At 69.5% G+C, this 18099-nt stretch carries 13 protein-coding genes; 11 read left to right on the top strand and 2 right to left on the bottom strand.

Annotation, left to right across the window (positions count from 1 at the left end; genetic code table 11):
- Positions 1-124: 124 nt before the first annotated feature.
- From Q5H91_RS05915 to Q5H91_RS05900, 4 genes are read left to right on the top strand one after another with little or no spacing between them, the layout of a single operon-like run.
- Positions 125-1216 carry a fumarylacetoacetate hydrolase family protein gene (locus Q5H91_RS05915; protein ID WP_305172409.1) on the top strand — a complete coding sequence of 364 codons (1092 nt, stop codon included), beginning with the start codon at positions 125-127 and terminating at the stop codon, positions 1214-1216.
- 17 nt (positions 1217-1233) lie between these two features.
- On the top strand, positions 1234-2016 hold the full coding sequence (gene xylB / locus Q5H91_RS05910; protein WP_305172408.1) for a D-xylose 1-dehydrogenase: 783 nt from the start codon (positions 1234-1236) through the stop codon (positions 2014-2016).
- Positions 2017-2073: 57 nt separating this feature from the next.
- Complete coding sequence (locus Q5H91_RS05905; protein WP_305172285.1) at positions 2074-3495, top strand: sugar porter family MFS transporter; 1422 nt, start codon at positions 2074-2076, stop codon at positions 3493-3495.
- Positions 3492-4331 carry an aldose 1-epimerase gene (locus Q5H91_RS05900; RefSeq protein ID WP_305172284.1) on the top strand — a complete coding sequence of 280 codons (840 nt, stop codon included), beginning with the start codon at positions 3492-3494 and terminating at the stop codon, positions 4329-4331. The genes Q5H91_RS05905 and Q5H91_RS05900 overlap by 4 nt, the downstream gene beginning before the upstream one ends.
- Before the next feature lie 3 nt (positions 4332-4334).
- Here Q5H91_RS05900 and Q5H91_RS05895 read toward each other — a convergent pair whose 3' ends face one another.
- On the bottom strand, positions 4335-5321 hold the full coding sequence (locus tag Q5H91_RS05895; protein ID WP_305172283.1) for a cupin-like domain-containing protein: 987 nt from the start codon (positions 5319-5321) through the stop codon (positions 4335-4337).
- A 242-nt stretch (positions 5322-5563) separates the two neighbouring features.
- Between Q5H91_RS05895 and Q5H91_RS05890 the strand changes: the two genes are divergently transcribed.
- From Q5H91_RS05890 to Q5H91_RS05880, 3 genes are all read left to right on the top strand, one after another.
- Positions 5564-8647 carry a TonB-dependent receptor gene (locus tag Q5H91_RS05890; protein WP_305172282.1) on the top strand — a complete coding sequence of 1028 codons (3084 nt, stop codon included), beginning with the start codon at positions 5564-5566 and terminating at the stop codon, positions 8645-8647.
- Positions 8648-8763: 116 nt separating this feature from the next.
- The gene (locus Q5H91_RS05885) at positions 8764-10281 is read left to right on the top strand and encodes a tryptophan halogenase family protein (RefSeq protein ID WP_305172281.1); all 1518 of its coding nucleotides are present in this window, start codon (positions 8764-8766) and stop codon (positions 10279-10281) included.
- On the top strand, positions 10278-11780 hold the full coding sequence (locus tag Q5H91_RS05880) for a tryptophan halogenase family protein (RefSeq protein WP_305172280.1): 1503 nt from the start codon (positions 10278-10280) through the stop codon (positions 11778-11780). The genes Q5H91_RS05885 and Q5H91_RS05880 overlap by 4 nt, the downstream gene beginning before the upstream one ends.
- A 47-nt stretch (positions 11781-11827) precedes the next feature.
- Here the strand turns inward: Q5H91_RS05880 and Q5H91_RS05875 are convergent, their stop codons facing one another.
- Entirely contained in the window at positions 11828-12619 is a 792-nt protein-coding gene (locus Q5H91_RS05875) for a class I SAM-dependent methyltransferase (RefSeq protein ID WP_305172279.1), read from the bottom strand.
- A gap of 115 nt (positions 12620-12734) precedes the next feature.
- On the opposite strand from Q5H91_RS05875, the gene Q5H91_RS05870 reads away from it, so the two are divergent.
- The 4 genes from Q5H91_RS05870 to Q5H91_RS05855 all read left to right on the top strand — a co-directional run bounded on the left by Q5H91_RS05870 (position 12735) and on the right by Q5H91_RS05855 (position 18089).
- A complete protein-coding gene (locus tag Q5H91_RS05870) occupies positions 12735-13865 on the top strand; it encodes an MFS transporter (protein WP_305172278.1) in 1131 nt (376 codons plus the stop codon).
- Positions 13866-13928: 63 nt separating this feature from the next.
- Positions 13929-15080 (top strand): HlyD family secretion protein, encoded by a 1152-nt coding sequence (locus tag Q5H91_RS05865; RefSeq protein ID WP_305172277.1) that lies wholly within the window; start codon positions 13929-13931, stop codon positions 15078-15080.
- 1 nt (position 15081) lies between these two features.
- Positions 15082-16644 carry an MDR family MFS transporter gene (locus tag Q5H91_RS05860; RefSeq protein ID WP_305172276.1) on the top strand — a complete coding sequence of 521 codons (1563 nt, stop codon included), beginning with the start codon at positions 15082-15084 and terminating at the stop codon, positions 16642-16644.
- Positions 16644-18089 carry an efflux transporter outer membrane subunit gene (locus Q5H91_RS05855; RefSeq protein WP_305172275.1) on the top strand — a complete coding sequence of 482 codons (1446 nt, stop codon included), beginning with the start codon at positions 16644-16646 and terminating at the stop codon, positions 18087-18089. Before Q5H91_RS05860 ends, Q5H91_RS05855 begins: the two co-directional genes overlap by 1 nt.
- Positions 18090-18099: the final 10 nt, after the last annotated feature.

Raw genomic sequence — 18099 nt, 5'->3', positions numbered from 1 at the left:
GCCGAGGGGAGAAGAAGCGGCTTGGGACCATGCTCGTCTTGACGACGCGCGCGCATTCGCCGATACCGCTAACAATAATCGGGAGGGGTGGGTGTCGGACTTGGAAACCGGGCTGGTGCGGGCGATGCCAGCCGACTGGCAAGACGGGCTGTTCGTCGGGCGGATCGATCAGGGTGAGGGACCGACCCCGGTCGTGGTCCGCCACGGCATCGTTCATGACATGACACCGGTGGCGCCGACCGTGTCTGCGCTGATCGCGGGCGGACATTTCGACGGCGGCTCTGCGATCGGGCCGCTGGAGGCGCTGGACGCGGCGACCCTGCTCAGCCCCATCGATCTGCAGTGCGTGAAGGCCGCCGGCGTCACCTTTGCCGTGTCGGCGCTGGAACGGGTGATCGAGGAGCAGGCGCGCGGCGATCACGCCCGCGCCGGTGCGGTGCGCGGGCGGCTGGAGGCGGCGCTGGGCGGCGGCATCCGGTCGGTGGTGCCAGGCACAGCCGAGGCGGCGGCGCTGAAGGCCGCATTGATCGAACAGGGCATGTGGTCGCAATATCTGGAGGTTGCGATCGGCCCGGACGCGGAGATATTCACCAAGGCGCCGGTGCTGGCGACTATGGGCTGGAACGCCCCTGTCGGCATCCGATCGGATTCGACCTGGAACAATCCGGAGCCCGAGGTGGTGCTGGTCGCCGACGCGCAGGGCCGCATCGTCGGCGCGACGCTGGGCAACGACGTGAACCTGCGCGATTTCGAGGGGCGTTCGGCGCTGCTGCTGGGCAAGGCGAAGGACAACAACGCATCCTGCTCGCTCGGGCCATTCGTGCGGCTGTTCGACGACGGGTACGGCATCGACGACGTGCGGCGGGCGGACGTGCGGATGACGATCGAGGGCGCCGATGGCTATGTGCTGGAGGGCGCGAGCACGATGCGCGAGATCAGCCGCGATCCGGAGGAGCTGCTGCGCCAGGCGCTGAGCGAGCATCACTATCCCGACGGGCTGGTCCTGTTCTGCGGCACGCTGTTCGCGCCGACCCAAGACCGGGACGAGGCCGGCCGCGGCTTCACCCACAAGGTCGGCGATACCGTGACCATCGCCAGCGAGCGGCTCGGTACGCTGGTCAACACCGTCACCACCTCTCGCGACGCGCCGGCCTGGTCCTTCGGGATCGGCGATCTGATGCGCAACCTCGCGCGCCGCGGGCTGCTCGCGGCATGACCAATTCGGAGAATGCGATGTTGCAGACGACCTCGACCAGCCACCGGGCGCACTATCCGAGCCTGGAGGACAAGGCGGTGGTGGTCACCGGTGGCGCAACCGGGATCGGCGCGGGGCTGGTCGAGGCGTTCGTGGCGCAAGGCGCGCGGGTCGCCTTCGTCGACATCGCCGATGCGGAGGGTGAGGCGCTGGCCGCGCGGCTGGCAGTGGGCGCGCGCCACGCGCCGCTTTATCGCGGGTGCGACCTCACCGACCTGGACTGCGTCGCACGCACTTTCGCGGATTTGGAGGAGGCGCTGGGCGGCGTCGACGTGCTGCTGAACAACGCCGCCAACGATGACCGCCATGGGGTGGAGGACGTCACGCCGCGCTTCTGGGACGAGCGGATGAACGTCAACCTGCGCCACCAGTTCTTCGCCGCGCAGGCGGTCGCCCCGGCGATGCGGCGGGCGGGGAAGGGCGTGATCCTGAACTTCGGGTCGATCAGCTGGCACCTCGCGCTGCCCGAGCTGGTGCTGTACCAGACCGCGAAGGCGGCGATCGAGGGGCTGACCCGCGCGCTTGCCCGCGACCTGGGGCGGAGCGGCATCCGCGTGAACACCATCGTTCCCGGCAATGTCCAGACGCCCCGGCAGGAGCGCTGGTACACGCCCGAGGGCGAGGCGGCGATCGTCGCCGCGCAGTGCCTGGACGGACGCATCCAGCCATCGGACGTCGCGGCGTTGGCGCTGTTCCTCGCCTCCGACGACGCGCGTATGTGCACGGGACACGATTATTTCGTCGACGCCGGCTGGCGTTGAAGAGGTCGGATGCGCCCGGCAGAGGCGCGGGGCACCACCAAGGAGAGGATTGCGGGCATGGATCATCGCAGCGGAAGCGCTAGTGGGCAGGTCAACACCGGCCTGATCGGGCTGGTGGTCGCGGTGGCGACGATCGGCGGTTTCATGTTCGGCTATGATTCGGGCGTCATCAACGGCACCCAGAAGGGGCTGGAGGCGGCGTTCGGCCTTGGCCGGCTGGGCATCGGCGTGAATGTCGGCGCGATCCTGGTCGGATCGTCGATCGGCGCGTTCGGCGCGGGGCGGCTGGCCGACCTGATCGGCCGGCGCAACACGATGATGGTGTCGGCGGTGCTGTTCATCGTCTCCGCGTTGATGGCCGGGGCGGCGGAAAGCTCCGCGATCTTCATCGTCGCGCGGATCATCGGCGGGCTGGGCGTGGGTGCGGCGAGCGTCACCTCGCCGGTCTATATCTCGGAAGTGACGCCGGCCAACGTGCGCGGGCGGCTGTCGAGCATCCAGCAGGTCATGATTATCTCGGGCCTGACCGGCGCGTTCGTCGCCAATTTCGCGCTTGCCCGCTACGCTGGCGGATCGACCGCGACGCTGTGGGGCGGCTATGCCGCGTGGCGCTGGATGTTCTGGCTGCAGGTGATCCCGGCGGCGATCTATCTGGTCGCGCTGTTCTTCATTCCGGAAAGCCCGCGCTATCTGGTCGTCAAGGGCCGCGAGGCGGAGGCGCAGGGCGTGCTGGCCCGGCTGTTCGGCGCGGCAGAGGCGGACCGCAAGGTCCGCGAGATTCGCGCCAGCCTGGCCGGCGACCATCATCGGCCGGCCCTGTCGGACCTAGTCGACAAGCGCACCGGGCGCATCCGCCCGATCCTGTGGGTCGGCATCGGTCTGGCCGTGTTCCAGCAACTGGTCGGGATCAACGTCGTCTTCTATTACGGCGCGACCCTGTGGGAAGCCGTGGGCTTTACCGAGGACAATTCCCTCCAGATCAACATCCTGTCAGGCGTGCTGTCGATCGGCGCGTGCCTGCTAACGATCGCGCTGATCGACCGGATCGGGCGCAAGCCGCTGCTGCTGATCGGATCGGCGGGCATGGCGGTGACGCTGGCGGTGGTCGCCTGGGCGTTCTCGACCGCGGTGACTGATGCGGGCGGCGCGGTGACGCTGCCGGGCAATGCCGGGGTGATCGCGCTGGTCGCGGCCAACCTATATGTGATCTTCTTCAACGTCAGCTGGGGCCCGGTGATGTGGGTGATGCTGGGTGAGATGTTCCCCAACCAGATCCGCGGATCGGCGCTGGCGGTGTCGGGCTTTGCGCAGTGGATCGCCAATGCCGCGATCTCGGTCAGCTTCCCGTCGCTGGTGGTGTCGCCGGGGCTGGCGATCACCTATTGCGGCTATGCGATCGCGGCGGCCGCGTCGTTCGTGTTCGTGCGCGCGATGGTCCACGAGACGCGCGGGCGCGAACTGGAGGATATGGTGGGGTGAAGCTGTCCGCGGGCGAGTGGACCATGGAGCTGCGGCCGGAGGCCGGCGGGGCGATTACCGCACTGCGTCGGCGCGGGATCGATATCTTGCGATCGACGGCGGAGGAGGCGAGCGATCCGTTCGCCTTCGCGCACTTCGCGCTGGTGCCCTATGCCAATCGTATCGCGGATGGCCGCTTCGCGTTCGACGGACGCGCGGTGCGGCTGGCGCCCAACCACCCGCGACAGGCGCATCCGCTGCACGGGGTCGGCTGGCTGGTGCCATGGCAGGTCGCGGCGAGCGGGCCGGCATCGGTAACGCTGCTCCATACCCATGATGGCAACGCCGCCTGGCCGTGGCGGTACGAGGCGGTGCAGCGGATATCGCTCGATGCGGCGGGGCTGACCGCAACGCTGACCGTAAGCAACCGCGACGATCGGGCGATGCCGGTCAGCCTGGGCTTCCACCCCTATTTCGCGCGGTCGGGGGTACGGTCGCTGGCGTTCGGGGCCGAGGGCGTGTGGCTGGCCGATGCGGCGATGCTGCCGACCGTGATGGCACCAGCCGACGCGCTGGGCGACTGGTCGCAGGGCGCAGCGCTGGAGCGGAGCGATCTGGTCGATCACTGCTACACAGGCTGGAACGGCACGGTCCGCATCGGGCGCGAAGACGGCGACGTGGTGGTGCGGGGAAGTGGCACCCGCCTGCTGCACCTCTACGTGCCGCCGGGCGAGGATCATTTCTGCGTCGAGCCGGTCACGGCCATGCCCGATGCGATCAACCGCGGCGTGGGTGAGGTGCTGGCACCGGCCGAAGCGCGAACGATCGCGATGACGATCGGTAACGCGCCGGCCTGACCGTCAGGCGGGCTTGCCGAGCTGGCGTGCCAGATGCGTGGCGATACCCCGGCGAGAGGTCTCGTCGAGGTCGCCGAGGACGCCACGCGCGTCGTCCGGCAGGTGGGTGGCGGCGTCGTCGAAGATCAGGTGGTCGAACAGCGCCCGCCACGCCGCCCGGCGTGACGGCGGCAGGGCGCGCATCGCGGCCAGTGCGTGGAGCAGCGCGTCCACCGGCGACAGCGGCTCGGCCCGGTCGCTCCACCAGTAATTGACCAGCACGCTGACCGGGTCGAGCGACCGGACCGCGTGCCACCACAGATAGGGAATGAAGATCGCGTCCCCCGGCTCCAGCTCGGCGGTCAGGCCATGTTCCAGCGCCTCGGCGAAGCGTGGGTAGCGGACGAAGTCGGGGGCATCGACGTCGACCATGCTGACCGGGGTGCCGGCCGGCGTGACCTCGAGCGGGCCGACATAGAGGTTTGCGACTTGGTCGGGCGGAAACAGGGTGAAGCGGCGGCGGCCGGCGACGACGCAGGCGACATTGTCGTTCGAGTCGTAGTGGGTCGCGACCGCCACCCGGTTGCCGACCCAGATCCGTGGGCGGACATGGGCATCGAGCAGCGGCAGCGGATTATCCTCCGCGAAGCCGGGCAGCACCACGTCGGTCGGTGCGGACTGCATCGCCAGCGTCAGCGGCTCGGCCGCGGCGGCCTGTTCGACCAACTGATCGAGCAACTCCCCGAGCGGTGCCTCGCGCCGACCGAAGTTCATGCCGCGCATGTCGGCGCGGTAGAAGAACCGGCCTCTGATCGCGGGGACGCCGACCACGCAAGGGGCGGGGCGCTCGCCGGCCGCGGCCCGGAGATGGTCGACGATCTCGCCCCGGCGCGCAGCGGCGACCGCGGGCCAGTCGGCAACCTGTTCACGCAGCACCAGCGGCCGCCCTGCCGCAACGATGGCGGCCCAGTCCTCGCGTCCGATCCGTCCGGATTCCGGCAGGTTCCGCATGCTCTTGTCTCCTGTGAGGGCGATCTACTCCCGACGATGTTAGCGGTCCACATATTCGTGTTGCTCCCGCATCGGACCAATGCTAACAACCGTCAACCGGCCGATGAAGTCGGGGAACTTATTTGAAAACGAACCGCACTTTCTGCCCCGATCTGTGATAGCGCTATCAAGAGCGTGGGGTGAGAGAGCTGACGGCTTCGGGAAGGTTCGTCCCTGCAGGGACGTCGGAGAGGGGAACTGAAATGAGCGATTCGTCCTATTCGTCGATGATCGTCCGGGATCGTCGGCCGCTAACCGCGCTGCGCGCCGGCGCCTCGATCGCCGTGCTGGCGGCGCTGGCGCTGAGTGCGCCCGCCTTCGCGCAGCAGACGCCGGTCGAGAACACCGCTGCCGACCAGACGAGCATCCCCGCGACCACCGGTGGTGCGGGTCAGGAGACGACATCGGCTCCGTCCGACAACCCGACCGCGCAGAACACCGACGGCGAGATCATCGTCACCGGCATCCGCGCCTCGCTGCAGGGCGCGCGCGACCGCAAGAAGAATGCCGAGCAGGTGATCGACTCGATCACCGCGCAGGATATCGGCGCGCTGCCCGATCGATCGGTGTCGGAAGCGCTCCAGCGCATTCCCGGCGTCACGCTGCAGCGGACCAACGAGAATCGCGACCCTGCGCGCCTGTCTGCCGAGGGCGGCGGCGTGTTCATCCGCGGCCTGTCCTTCGTCCGCTCCGAGCTGAACGGTCGCGACGTCTTCTCCGCCAACAACGGCCGCGGCCTGTCGTTCGAGGACGTGTCGTCCGACCTGCTAGCGGGCGTCGACGTGTACAAGAACCCCTCGGCGGAGCTGGTCGAGGGTGGCATCGGCGGCATCGTCAACCTGCGCACCCGCAAGCCGTTCGACGCGACCGGGTACGTCTTCGCCTTCTCGGGCGATTCCAACTATGCGGACCTGCGCAACAAGGGCTTCCTGTCGGGCAACGTGCTGGGCAGCGGCCGGTGGCAGACCGGCCTGGGTGAAGTGGGCCTGCTGCTCAGCTACTCGATCGGCAATATCGGCAACCGCACCGACAGCATCACCGCCGGTCGCTATGACCGCGCGACCCTGACCAGCGCGCAGGACGGCGTGGCGGCGGGTTCGACCGTGTACGTGCCGGCCGGCATGGGCTTTCGCCGGATCGACTGGCAGCAGCGCCGCACCGCGTTCGACGGCTCGTTCCAGTGGAAGCCGAGCGATACGCTGCTCATCACTGCCGAGGCGCTGCTGGCGAAGGCGACGCCGAAGGACATCGAATATGCAGTCGGCGATTACGACACGCCCAGCCCAAACGGCAATTCGACGCTGATGTTCGGTGACCAGAACCAGCTGGAATCGGGCGTGCTGCCCAACCGCAACATCAATTTCGACACGCGTTCCGGCAAGCAGACCAAGAAGACGCAGGATTACTCGCTCAACCTGCGCTGGACGCCGGACGAGCACTGGGCGTTCGGCGCCGACGTTCAGTATGTGAAGTCGACCGCCAAGGTCTACAGCATGACCGCCTTCACCCAGGTCGGCACGCCGACGACGATCGCGTTCGATTTCAGCGGCGACGATCCGTCGATCAACCTGTCGCCGACCGCGGCAGGCGGATCGCTGACCAACAAGAGCCTCTACTGGTGGGCTGCCGCGATGGATCACATCGAGGACAACGAGGCCGACGAGTGGGCACAGCGCGCCGACGTCGAGTACACCTTCACCGACAGCGATTTCCTGAAGTCGTTCCGTGTCGGCGGCCGGGCCACCGACCGCAACGCGATCACGCGGCAGACCGGATATAACTGGGCGCTGCTCTCGGCCCAGTACTGGGGCGGCGGTACGCCGGTGACGCTCGACCAGACCGGGTTTGCCGGCGGGTTACAGAATCCGGGCCTGCCCGCCCAATCCGGGTTCTTCGGCTACAACAACTTCTTCCGCGGCAAGGTGCCGTCGGTCGGACCCGGCTTCTGGTTCCCGACCGCCAGCCTGGTCGAGAACGGCACGGCCAATGCGTACAGCTATCTGAAGAGCACGCAGTCGGCGGGCTGGGGCTGGACGCCGCTGTCGGACGATTACTCGCTGGCCGCGCCGGCCGGCGACAATGTCAGCGGCGGCATCAACAACCAGACCGAGAAGACCTATGCGGGCTATGGCCTGCTGCGCTTCGGCATGGATCAGGGGATTGCCGGTCACTTCGACGGCAATATCGGCGTTCGCGTGATCCGCACCGAGAACAGCGCGGCGGGCTCGGCGCTGCGCGTCGGGACCATCACCAACCCGAACTGCGCCGTCGGCGTAGGCGGGGCGACGGCCGCGGACTGCGCCCTGCTCGCACAGGCGGTGGCGTTCGCTGGCGGCAACATCGGCAGCCAGCAGCAGTCGTCGTCGGGCAACTACACCGACGTCCTGCCCAGCATCAACCTGCGCTTCTTCCTGCAGGACAACGTCCAGCTGCGCTTCGCCGCGGCCAAGGCGATGGTGCGGCCGACCTTCGCGCAGCTGAACCCGTTCACCCAGCTGGGCTTCTCGTTCGACGCGAACGGCGTGGCCAACGGCGTCGGAGTCGGCGGGCGGCGGACCGCCTTTACCGGCACCTCGGGCAATCCCAACCTGAAGCCGACCAAGGCCGACCAGTTCGACACCAGCCTGGAGTGGTATTTCGGCAGGTCGAACAGCCTGACCTTCGCCGGTTTCTACAAGCGCTTGCGCGACTATATCTTCGCGGGCGTGACGCAGCAGTCGTTCACCAGCAACGGCCAGACCGTGACGTTCGACCTGACCCAGCAGACCAACGGGTCAAAGGGTACGATCAAGGGCTTCGAGGTCGGCTACACCCAGTTCTTCGACATGCTGCCGGGTGCGCTCGGCGGGTTGGGTTTCACCGGCAACTTCACCTATGTCGACTCGTCGGGCGGCAAGAACACCGCGGTGAACGTGTTCGATGCGAACCAGACGACCAACGCGGCCAAGGAACTGCCGCTGGAAGGCCTGTCGAAATACTCGTTCAACATCGCCGGCATCTACGAGAAATACGGCATTTCGGCACGCGCGGCGTATAACTGGCGCTCGACCTATCTGCTGACAACCTCGGCGGCGAACCTGAATTTCCCGGTATGGTCGGAGAATTTCGGACAGCTGGACGCATCGATCCTCTATTCGATCGACAAGCACTTCAAGATTGGCGTGCAGGGCACCAACCTGCTCAACTCGCGCACGTTCCTGGACGTGGGCGATCCCGACCTGAAGCCGCGCTACAGCTGGACCGACACCGACCGGCGCATCGCCATCCTGGTCCGCGGCGTGTTCTAGGATCCTTCGCCGCCCGACTGCCCGATACGCTCCCCTCCCTTGTCCAGGGAGGGGAGAAAGGGGAGCGGCGCATGCCGATCGATGCTAGGCGGGTGCGAGTGCGGCAGGAAGGAACGATGAACCAGACCCGGCAATATCCCGGCGCGCAGCATGTCGTCATCGTCGGTGGCGGCACCGCCGGGTGGATGGCGGCGGCGCTGATCGCGCGGTTCCGGACGCCGGCGCAGGCGCGGGTGACGCTGATCGAGTCCGATGCGATCGGCACGATCGGGGTCGGCGAGGCGACGGTGCCGCTGATCCAGCACCTGAACAGCGTGCTTGGCCTGCACGAGCCCGATTTCGTGGCGGCGACCCAGGGCAGTTTCAAGCTGGGCATCGAGTTCGTCGACTGGGGTCGGGTCGGCAACCGGCACTTCCACGGCTTCGGCGATTACGGCGCGGATATCGACGGCGTCGCACCGCATCATCACTGGCTGCGCCTGCGCCGCGAGGGGCTGGACGCACCGATCGGTGCGTGGTCGATGGCCTGGGCCGCTGCCGGTCGCGACCGCTTCGCCCCGCCACAGGCGATGAAGGGGCCGGCCGCTGCCTTCAAGCACGCCTATCACTTCGATGCCGGCCTCTACGCGCAGTTGCTGCGCCGTCATGCCGAGGGCAAGGGCGTGCAGCGGATCGAGGGGCGGATCGCCGGCGTGACGCGCGACGGCGAGAGCGGTGACGTCACGACGCTCGTCCTCGACGGCGACCGCGAGGTGACAGGCGACCTGTTCGTCGACTGCTCCGGTTTCGCCAGCCTGTTGCTGGGGCAGGCGCTGGCAGTGCCGTTCGTCGACTGGTCGCACTGGCTGCCCTGCGACCGTGCGATGGCGGTCGGATCGCGGCGGGCGGGGCGGCTGACCCCCTTTACCCGCGCGACGGCACGGGCGGCGGGATGGCAGTGGCGCATCCCGCTCCAGCATCGCACCGGCAACGGCATGGTCTATGCCAGCAGCCAGATTTCCGACGACGAGGCGGCGGCGACCTTGCTCGCCGGTCTGGACGGCGAGGCGCTGGGCGATCCTCGGCCGTTGCGCTTCACGACCGGACGGCGCGCGCGCTTCTGGGAGCGCAACGTGATCGGCATCGGGCTGGCGGCCGGGTTCATGGAGCCGCTGGAGTCGACCAGCATCCAGCTGATCCAGACCGGGCTTGCGCGGCTGATCGAGCTGCTGCCGTCGGGGTCTGCAGACCCGGCGATCGCCGCCGAGTATAACCGCCAGACGATCGGCGAATATGAGCGGATCCGCGATTTCCTGATCGCGCATTACGCGCTGTCGTCGCGCGACGAGCCGCTGTGGCGGCAGTGCCGGGCGATGGCGCTGCCCGATACGCTGGCGCACAAGCTGGCGACGTGGGACGCATGCGCGCGGGTGCCGCTCTACGACCTGGAATCGCATCAGGAGCCAAGCTGGGTGGCGATCCTGCTGGGCCAGGAGCGGGTGCCGCGCGGCATCGACGCGACCGCCGACACCGCCGATCCGCAGGTGCTGGCGAAGCTGTTCGCCGACCGACGCGCACTGCTTGCCCGGGCTGCCGAGTCGATGCCGGCGCACGACCTGTTCGTCGAGCGCACCTGCCGGGCGCTGGCGGCATGAGCGAGGCGCTGCGTCGCATCGTGATCGCCGGTGGCGGCAGCGCCGGCTGGATGGCGGCCGCGGCGCTGGCACAGGGGCTGCGCGGCACCGGCATCGCCATCGTGCTGGTCGAATCCGAGGAGATCGGTACGGTCGGCGTCGGCGAGGCGACGATCCCGCCGATCCAGGCGTTCAACACGATCCTGGGTATCGATGAGGCGAGCTTCGTCCGCGAGACGAAGGGTACGTTCAAGCTCGGCATCGAGTTCGTCGACTGGTGGCGGCAGGGCCACCGGTACTTCCACCCGTTCGGCCGCTACGGCGACGATTTCGGCATGGTGCCGTTCCACCAGCAGTGGCTCGCCGCGCGGGCGGAGGGGGACACGACGCCGCTGTCCGCCTATTCGCTGGCCGACGCGGCGGCGGCGCGCGGGCGCTTCGCCAAGCCGTCGGGCGACGCGCGATCGGTCTTCGCGACCTATGGCTATGCCTATCATTTCGACGCCAGCCTCTACGCGGCCTTCCTGCGCCGCTTCGCCGAGGCGCGCGGCGTGGAGCGGGTGGAGGGGCGGATCGGCAGCGTCGCGCAGGATGCCGAGAGCGGCTTCGTGCGCGAACTGGTGCTGGAAGACGGGCGGCGGATCGGCGGCGACCTGTTCCTCGACTGCACCGGCTTTCGCGGGCTGCTGATCGGCGAGGCGCTGGCGACGCCCTATCTCGATTGGCGGCGCTGGCTGCCATGCGACCGGGCGGTGGCGGTCCCGACCGTGAATGCCGGACCACCGACGCCCTTTACCCGCGCGACCGCGCGCGACGCGGGGTGGCAGTGGCGCATTCCGCTCCAGCACCGGGTCGGCAATGGCCATGTCTATTGCAGCCGCTTCATCGACGACGATGCGGCAGAGGCGGTGCTGCTCGCCAATCTCGACGCCGCGCCGGCCGGCGATCCGCGCCGGCTGCGCTTCACCACCGGCCGGCGGGAGCGGGCCTGGTCGGGCAATGTCGTGTCGCTGGGCCTCGCCTCGGGCTTTCTCGAGCCGCTGGAATCGACCAGCCTGCACCTGATCCAGAGCGGCATCACCAACCTGCTCGCCTGGTTTCCCGATCGCGGTTTCGATCTCGGCATTCGCGACGAATATAACCGCCGCGTCGCACGCGAGTTCGACGCGGTGCGCGACTTCCTGATCCTCCACTATGTCGCGACGGAGCGAGAGGACACGCCGTTCTGGCGCGCCTGCCGCGCGACCGAACTGCCGGAGACGCTCGTCGAGAAGATGCAGCTCTTCGCCCGCACCGGCCGCCTGCTGGAGCGGCCGGGCGACATCTTCCACGACGCCAACTGGCTGGCGGTGCTGCTGGGGCAGGGGGTGGTGCCGGGCGGCCGCGATCGGCTGGCCGATGGCGTCAGCGCGGCAGAGCGTCGCGCGGTGCTGTCCGGAATGCGGCGCGTGATCGCCGAAACGGCCGAGCGGATGCCGGCGCATGGCGACGTGATCGCCCGGCATTTCCGCGCGGGGTAGCGGCACATGCGCCCCTCCCCTGAAGGGGAGAGGCCAAGTTGTCTGGATTACCGCGGCTTGATGAACTTCAGCGTCATCCGGTCGCTCTCGCCGATCGCCGCGTACTTCGCGCGATCCTTGTCCTTCAGGGCGTAGCTGGGCGGCAGCGTCCAGACGCCTTCGGGCCAGTCGGCGCTGTCCTTAGAGTTGGCGTTCACCTCCGACCGGGCGGCGAGGCGGAAGCCGGCGGCGGTGGCGAAGGCGATGACGCTGCTCGGCTTCATATAGCCGCTCTTCTCCTCGGCGGCGGCGTCGCGGTTCTCGGGCAGGCGGTGCTCGACGACGCCGAGCGTCCCGCCGGGCTTCAGCATCCGGTACATCGCGGCGAACATCGCGCGCGCCCGGTCGGCACCGCCGAACCGCCAGTTATGGACGTTGCGAAAGGTCAGGACGACATCGGCGCTGCCGTCGGGCACGCCCGCCGCGCCTGCCTCTGCGGGAAAGGCGGCGAGCTTCGCCTTGCCATAGGTGGCAGCGTCGCGGGCCTGCATCGCGCGGACGCCGTCCAGCCCCTTCGCCCAGGGGCCGGCGGCGTAGTATGTGCCGGACTTCGCCGTCAGGGGTGCGAGGATCTCGGTGTACCAGCCGCCACCCGGCCAGACCTCGACCACCGTGTCGGTCGGCTTGACCCCAAAAAAGGCGAGCGTCTCGGCCGGGTGGCGATAGCGGTCGCGCGCGACATTGGCGGCGGTGCGGGTCGGCGCGGCGACCGCGGCGGCGACGGCGGCCGGCACGCGCGGCGCGCTGGCGGCGATCAGGGCGGGGGCGGCGGCAAGGAGGAGCAGGGCGGAGCGGTTCATCGTCGACCTTTCGGATCGCATCGGGGGATGCCCGATCGTGCGGCGGCGGAAACTCCTTGGCAAGTACGGCTTTCTGCTGCGACGGGCGAAGTCGCCCGATCTTCAGGAGTGTCCGATGGACGATGCCGACCGCCCGGCTGCCCGGCTCGCGACCCGGCTGGCCTTTCTGATCGCCGGCTTCGGTATCGCCTGCTGGGCGCCGCTGGTGCCGTTCGCCAAGCAGCGGCTGGGGGTGGACGATGGCGCGCTTGGCCTGCTGCTGCTGTGCATCGGGATGGGATCGGTCGCCGCGATGATCGCGACCGGCCCGCTCAGCGCGCGCTATGGCAGCCGGCCGGTGATCGTCGCGGCGGGGCTGGCGATGGCGGCGATCCTGCCGCTGCTGAGCGTGGCGGCGACGCCGGTAACGCTCGGCACGGCGCTGCTGCTGTTCGGCGCGGCGCTGGGATCGCTCGACGTGGCGATGAACGTCCATGCGGTCGAGGTCGAGCGGGCCGCGGGGCAACCGCTGATGTCCGGCTTCCACGCGCTGTTCAGCATCGGTGGCTTCGCGGGGTCGACCGTCATGACCTTCCTGCTGTCACTTGGCGTCGCTGCGCGGGCGGGAACACTGGCCTGCGGCGTGGCGATGGCGGCGGCGATGCTGATCGCCTGGCCGCGGCTGCTGCGTGCGACCGCGGTGCAGGACGGGCCGGTGTTCGTCCGCCCGCGCGGGATCGTCCTGCTGCTCGCCGCGCTCGCCGCGATCACCTTTCTGGTCGAAGGTGCGATCCTCGACTGGAGCGCGCTGCTGATCGAGGGGCGCGGGCTGGTGGCGCGGGCGCAGGGCGGCACCGGCTATATCCTGTTTGCGGTCGCGATGACCGCCGGGCGACTGGTCGGCGACCGGCTGACCGCGCGGATCGGCGACCGTGCCACGCTGATCGGTGGCGGCGCGGTGACGGTGGCAGGGTTCGCGACGCTGCTGGCGGCGCCGATTGCGGGAGTTGCGCTCGCCGGTTTCCTGCTGATCGGGCTGGGCGCGTCCAACATCGTGCCGGTGCTGTTCCGGCGGGCGGGCACGCAGACCGCGATGCCGCCGGCGCTGGCGATCGGGGCGATCACGACGATGGGCTATGCCGGCATATTGGTCGGGCCGGCGGCGATCGGCGTCGTGGCACAAGGCGTGGGGCTGCCGACCGCGTTCTGGCTGCTGGCCCTGCTGATGTGCGTCGTTCCGCTGACCGCGACGCAAGCGACGCGATAACGGACATTGTGTCCGGTTAAGCTCCGGACTATGGCGGCGCCGGTTTGAACAGGGCTGACCCCGATGAGTGACGATCGTCCCGCACCTGAAGACGAGGCTGGCCAGGAGGCACAGCCGCAGCGCCCCGCGCGCAGGCTGAGCGGGCGGGCCAAGCTGATCCTGGCGGCGGTGGCGCTGGCGGTGCTGGTGATCGGCGGGATCTGGTTCCTGCGCTATCAGAGCCACGGCAAATATCTTGAGGAAACCAACGACGCGCGGGTCGAGGCGGACATGACGACGGTGTCGCCGCGCGTCGCCGGCTATGTCGCCGAGGTGCTGGTGGGCGAGAACCAGGACGTGCGCGCTCGCCAGCCGCTGGTCCGTATCGACCCGCGCGACGCCCGCGCCCAGGCGGCGCAGGCCGACGCGCAGATCGCCGTCGCCGCGGCGCAGGCCGATGCCGCCCGCGCGCAGGTGCAGGAGCAATATGCGACGATCGCACAGGCGCGCGCGCAGCTGGCCGCCGCCCGCGCCAAGGCGGCCTATGACGCGGGCGAGGTCGCGCGCTATCGCCCGCTCGCCGCGTCGGGCGCGGAGACGCGCGCGACGCTGGCGCAGCTGGAGGCGACCGCGCGCCAGTCCGCCGACTCGGTGCGCGCGCAGGCGGCGGCGCTGGCGGTGCAGCAGCGCCGCGTTGCCGCGCTGCGCAGCCAGGTGCGTCAGGGCGAGGCGCAGGGGCAGGCGGCCCAGGCGCAGCTCGCCGCCGCGAACGTCGATGTCGGCGCCACCGTGCTGACCGCGCCGGTGGCGGGGCGGATCGGCGACAAGACGGTGACGGTCGGCCAATATGTCCAGGCGGGTACGCGGCTGATGTCGATCGTGCCGCTCGACCGGCTCTATATCACCGCCAATTTCAAGGAGACGCAGCTGGCGCTGATGCGCCCTGGTCAGCCCGCGACGATCGCCGTCGACGCGCTCGACGGGATCGACCTGAGGGGGCGGGTGGAGAGCGTCGCGCCGGGCACGGGTGCGCAATTCTCGCTGCTGCCGCCGCAGAACGCGACGGGCAACTTCACCAAGATCACCCAGCGCGTGCCGGTCCGCATCTCGATCGAGGCGACGCCCGCCGCGCGGCAGCTGCTGGTGCCGGGCCTGTCGGTGACGGTGACGGTCGACACGATCGGCGCCAAGGGCGAGATCGCGCGCATCCGCGACCAGCAGGAGCGGAGCCGCTAGGATGGCCACTGCGGCGGTAAGCCGGACGCCTGCCCGCGCCGAGCAGCGCGCGGATCTGGGCGCGTGGCTGGCCGTGGCGGCCGGGACGCTGGGCGCGCTGATGGCGACGCTCGACATTTCGATCGTCAATTCCGCCTTACCCACGATCCAGGGCGAGATCGGGGCGAGCGGGACGGAGGGGACGTGGATCGCCACCGCCTATCTGGTCGCCGAGATCGTCATCATCCCGATGGCGGCGTGGCTGGAGCGGATGCTGGGCCTGCGCACCTTCCTGCTGATCGCCGCGGGTCTGTTCACCGCCTTTTCCGTCATGTGCGGCGTGTCGACCAATCTGACGATGATGATTATCGGCCGGGTCGGGCAGGGCTTCACCGGTGGTGCGATGATCCCGACCGCGCAGACGATCATCGCCCAGCGCCTGCCCCCGCAGCAGCAGCCGATCGGCATCGCCGCCTTCGGCGTGACCGCGATCCTGGGTCCGGTGCTGGGGCCCCTGATCGGAGGTTGGCTGACCGAGAATATCAGCTGGCATTACGCGTTCTTCCTGAACGTGCCGATCTGCGCGATCCTCGTCACGCTGCTGCTCGTCGGCCTGCCGCACGAGAAGGCGAAGCTGCACCTGTTCGGCGAGGCGGACTGGCTGGGCATCGCCGGGCTGGCGCTGGGGCTGGGCGGGCTGACCGTGTTCCTGGAGGACGGGCAGCGCGAACAGTGGTTTTCGTCCGGGCTGATCCAGGCGATGGCGCTGGTCAGCGTCACCGGCTTCGCGCTGCTGTTCTGGGGGCAGGCGACGGCAGCGCGGCCGATCATCAAGCTGAAGCTGCTGCTCGACCGGCAGTTCGGCTCGGTCGCGCTGATGGGGGTGGTGCTGGGCATCGTACTCTACGGCACCAGCTATGCGATCCCGCAGTTCCTGTCGGCGCTGGCCGATTACAACGCGCTGCAATCGGGCAAGGTCGTGCTGCTGTCGGGCATCCCCAGCCTGTTCATGATGGCGATCGTGCCGATCCTGCTGCGCACGCTGGACATCCGCATTGCAGTGGCGGCGGGACTACTCATCATGGGGACGTCGGCGCTGCTCGATTCCAACCTGACCGCGGCGTCGGCGGGCGGCGACTTCACCGTGTCGCAGCTGCTGCGCGGGGTCGGGCAGATCCTGGGCATGCTGTTCCTGAGCCAGGCGGTGGTCCGGTCGGTCCCGCGCGAGGATGCCGGCGACGCATCGGGGCTGTTCAACGCGTTCCGGAACCTGGGCGGCAGCTTCGCGCTGGCCGGCATCTCGATCCTGCAGGACCAGCGCATGTGGCTGCACCAGCGGCGGATCGAGGAGGGCCTGAACGCCAACAGCCAGGCCGTGCAGGCCTATGTCGGCGGCCTCGCCCACACGGTCGGCGACCAGACCGCCGGGCTGCGGCTGGTGTCGCAGCAGATCCAGGCGCAGGCGCTGACCATGACCTTCAACGACATCTTCTGGATCATGGGGGTCGGCACGCTGGCGGTGCTGCCGCTGGTCCTGTTCCTGAAGCCCCTGCCGAAGACGGCCGGGGCGGCGATGGTGCACTGATGCGCAAGATCCTCCTCCTCTCCACCGTCGCGCTGCTGGGCGCCTGCACCGTCGGCCCCGCCTATCAGGGGCCGCCCAAGGTCGCGGCCGATGCTGCCGGTTTCGTCCGCGCACCGGCGGGCAGCACAAGTGCCACGCCGGGGCTTGCCCGCTGGTGGGAGGGGATGGGCGACCCGACGCTGACCCGGCTGGTCGACGACGCGCTGGCGCACAGCCCGACGATCGACCAGGCGACCGCGCGGATCCGCGAGGCCGAGGCCCAGCTGCGCCAGCAGCGCACCGGCCAGCTGCCGAGCGTCAGCGCCAATGCCACCTATCTCCACGCCGAACTGCCGGGTGTCGGGCTGGGCGGCACGGGGGAGAGCGGTGGCAATGACGAATCGTCCGGCACGCAGCTGAACTTCTACAATCTGGGTGCGAACGCGTCGTGGGAGCTGGACCTGTTCGGCGGCGGCCGGCGCGGGGTGGAACAGCGGCGCGCGACCGCAGAGGTGCGGGTGGCGGACCTTGCGGACGCGCAGGTGTCGCTGTCGGCGCAGGTCGCGCAGGCGTACGTCAACCTTCGCGACGTGCAGGAGCGTATCCGGCTGAACGCCGCCTCGACGCAGTTGCAGGAACGGCAGATCGCGCTGCAACGCCAGCGTGAGGCGCGCGGCACCGCCTCGCGGCTCGACCTGGAGCGGTTGCAGGGCGAACTGGAGAATACGCAGGCGCAGGCGATCCCGCTCGGCGCGCAGGCCGATGCCTATCGCGACCAGCTGGCGGTGCTGACCGGGCGAACGCCGGGTGCGCTCGACGCGACGCTGGCGACGGTCGTGCCGGTGCCGCTTCCCCCCGCCACGGTCGCGATCGGTGATCCGGCAGCGCTGATCGCGCACCGCCCCGACGTGCGCTCGGCCGAGCGCCAGCTGGCGGCGGGCACGGCGGCGATCGGGGTGAACAAGGCGAAGGAGCTGCCCGGCATCCGCTTCCTGGGGCTGCTGGGGCTGGGCGGGACGTCGCCCGCCGACGTGTTCGACCTGGGCAAGCTGACCGCGCTGGCAGCGCCGTCGTTGTCCTGGTCGTTCCTCGACTTCGGCCGGGCGCGCGCGGCGACGCAGGCGTCGGAGGCGCAACGCGACCAGGCCGAGGCGCAGTACCGCCAGACGGTGCTGGCGGCGTTGCAGGACGCGGAGGACGCGCTCTCCCGCTTCGGCAGCACCCGCGCGCAGCTGGGGCAGCTGGTCCGCGCGCAGGAGACGGCCGGCCGGGCGGCGGCGCTCAACCGGCAGCGGGTGGCGGCGGGGACCAGCACGCTGATCGACCAGCTCGACATCGAGCGGCAGCAGCTGTCGGCCGCGATTGCCGTTGTCCAGGCGAAGGCGCAGCTGAGCGGGAGCTATATCGCGGTGAACAAGGCGCTGGGGCTGGGGTGGACGGATCGGGCCGAGCGGCCGGCGTCGTAACGGAGGAAAT

It is taken from the genome of Sphingomonas aurea, from assembly GCF_030678875.1.
GTDB classification, from domain to species: domain Bacteria; phylum Pseudomonadota; class Alphaproteobacteria; order Sphingomonadales; family Sphingomonadaceae; genus Sphingomonas; species Sphingomonas aurea.
Note: the sequence above shows the minus strand (reverse complement) of the source record. Positions and strands in the feature narration are given on the sequence as shown.

Excerpts from the sequence above, each read along its gene's own strand:
- Q5H91_RS05915 (WP_305172409.1), top strand. The coding sequence starts at position 125 with ATGCCAGCCGACTGGCAAGACGGGCTGTTCGTCGGGCGGATCGATCAG.
- xylB (WP_305172408.1), top strand. The coding sequence starts at position 1,234 with ATGTTGCAGACGACCTCGACCAGCCACCGGGCGCACTATCCGAGCCTG.
- Q5H91_RS05905 (WP_305172285.1), top strand. The coding sequence starts at position 2,074 with ATGGATCATCGCAGCGGAAGCGCTAGTGGGCAGGTCAACACCGGCCTG.
- Q5H91_RS05895 (WP_305172283.1), bottom strand. The coding sequence starts at position 5,321 with ATGCGGAACCTGCCGGAATCCGGACGGATCGGACGCGAGGACTGGGCC.
- Q5H91_RS05890 (WP_305172282.1), top strand. The coding sequence starts at position 5,564 with ATGAGCGATTCGTCCTATTCGTCGATGATCGTCCGGGATCGTCGGCCG.
- Q5H91_RS05885 (WP_305172281.1), top strand. The coding sequence starts at position 8,764 with ATGAACCAGACCCGGCAATATCCCGGCGCGCAGCATGTCGTCATCGTC.
- Q5H91_RS05880 (WP_305172280.1), top strand. The coding sequence starts at position 10,278 with ATGAGCGAGGCGCTGCGTCGCATCGTGATCGCCGGTGGCGGCAGCGCC.
- Q5H91_RS05875 (WP_305172279.1), bottom strand. The coding sequence starts at position 12,619 with ATGAACCGCTCCGCCCTGCTCCTCCTTGCCGCCGCCCCCGCCCTGATC.
- Q5H91_RS05870 (WP_305172278.1), top strand. The coding sequence starts at position 12,735 with ATGGACGATGCCGACCGCCCGGCTGCCCGGCTCGCGACCCGGCTGGCC.
- Q5H91_RS05865 (WP_305172277.1), top strand. The coding sequence starts at position 13,929 with ATGAGTGACGATCGTCCCGCACCTGAAGACGAGGCTGGCCAGGAGGCA.
- Q5H91_RS05860 (WP_305172276.1), top strand. The coding sequence starts at position 15,082 with ATGGCCACTGCGGCGGTAAGCCGGACGCCTGCCCGCGCCGAGCAGCGC.
- Q5H91_RS05855 (WP_305172275.1), top strand. The coding sequence starts at position 16,644 with ATGCGCAAGATCCTCCTCCTCTCCACCGTCGCGCTGCTGGGCGCCTGC.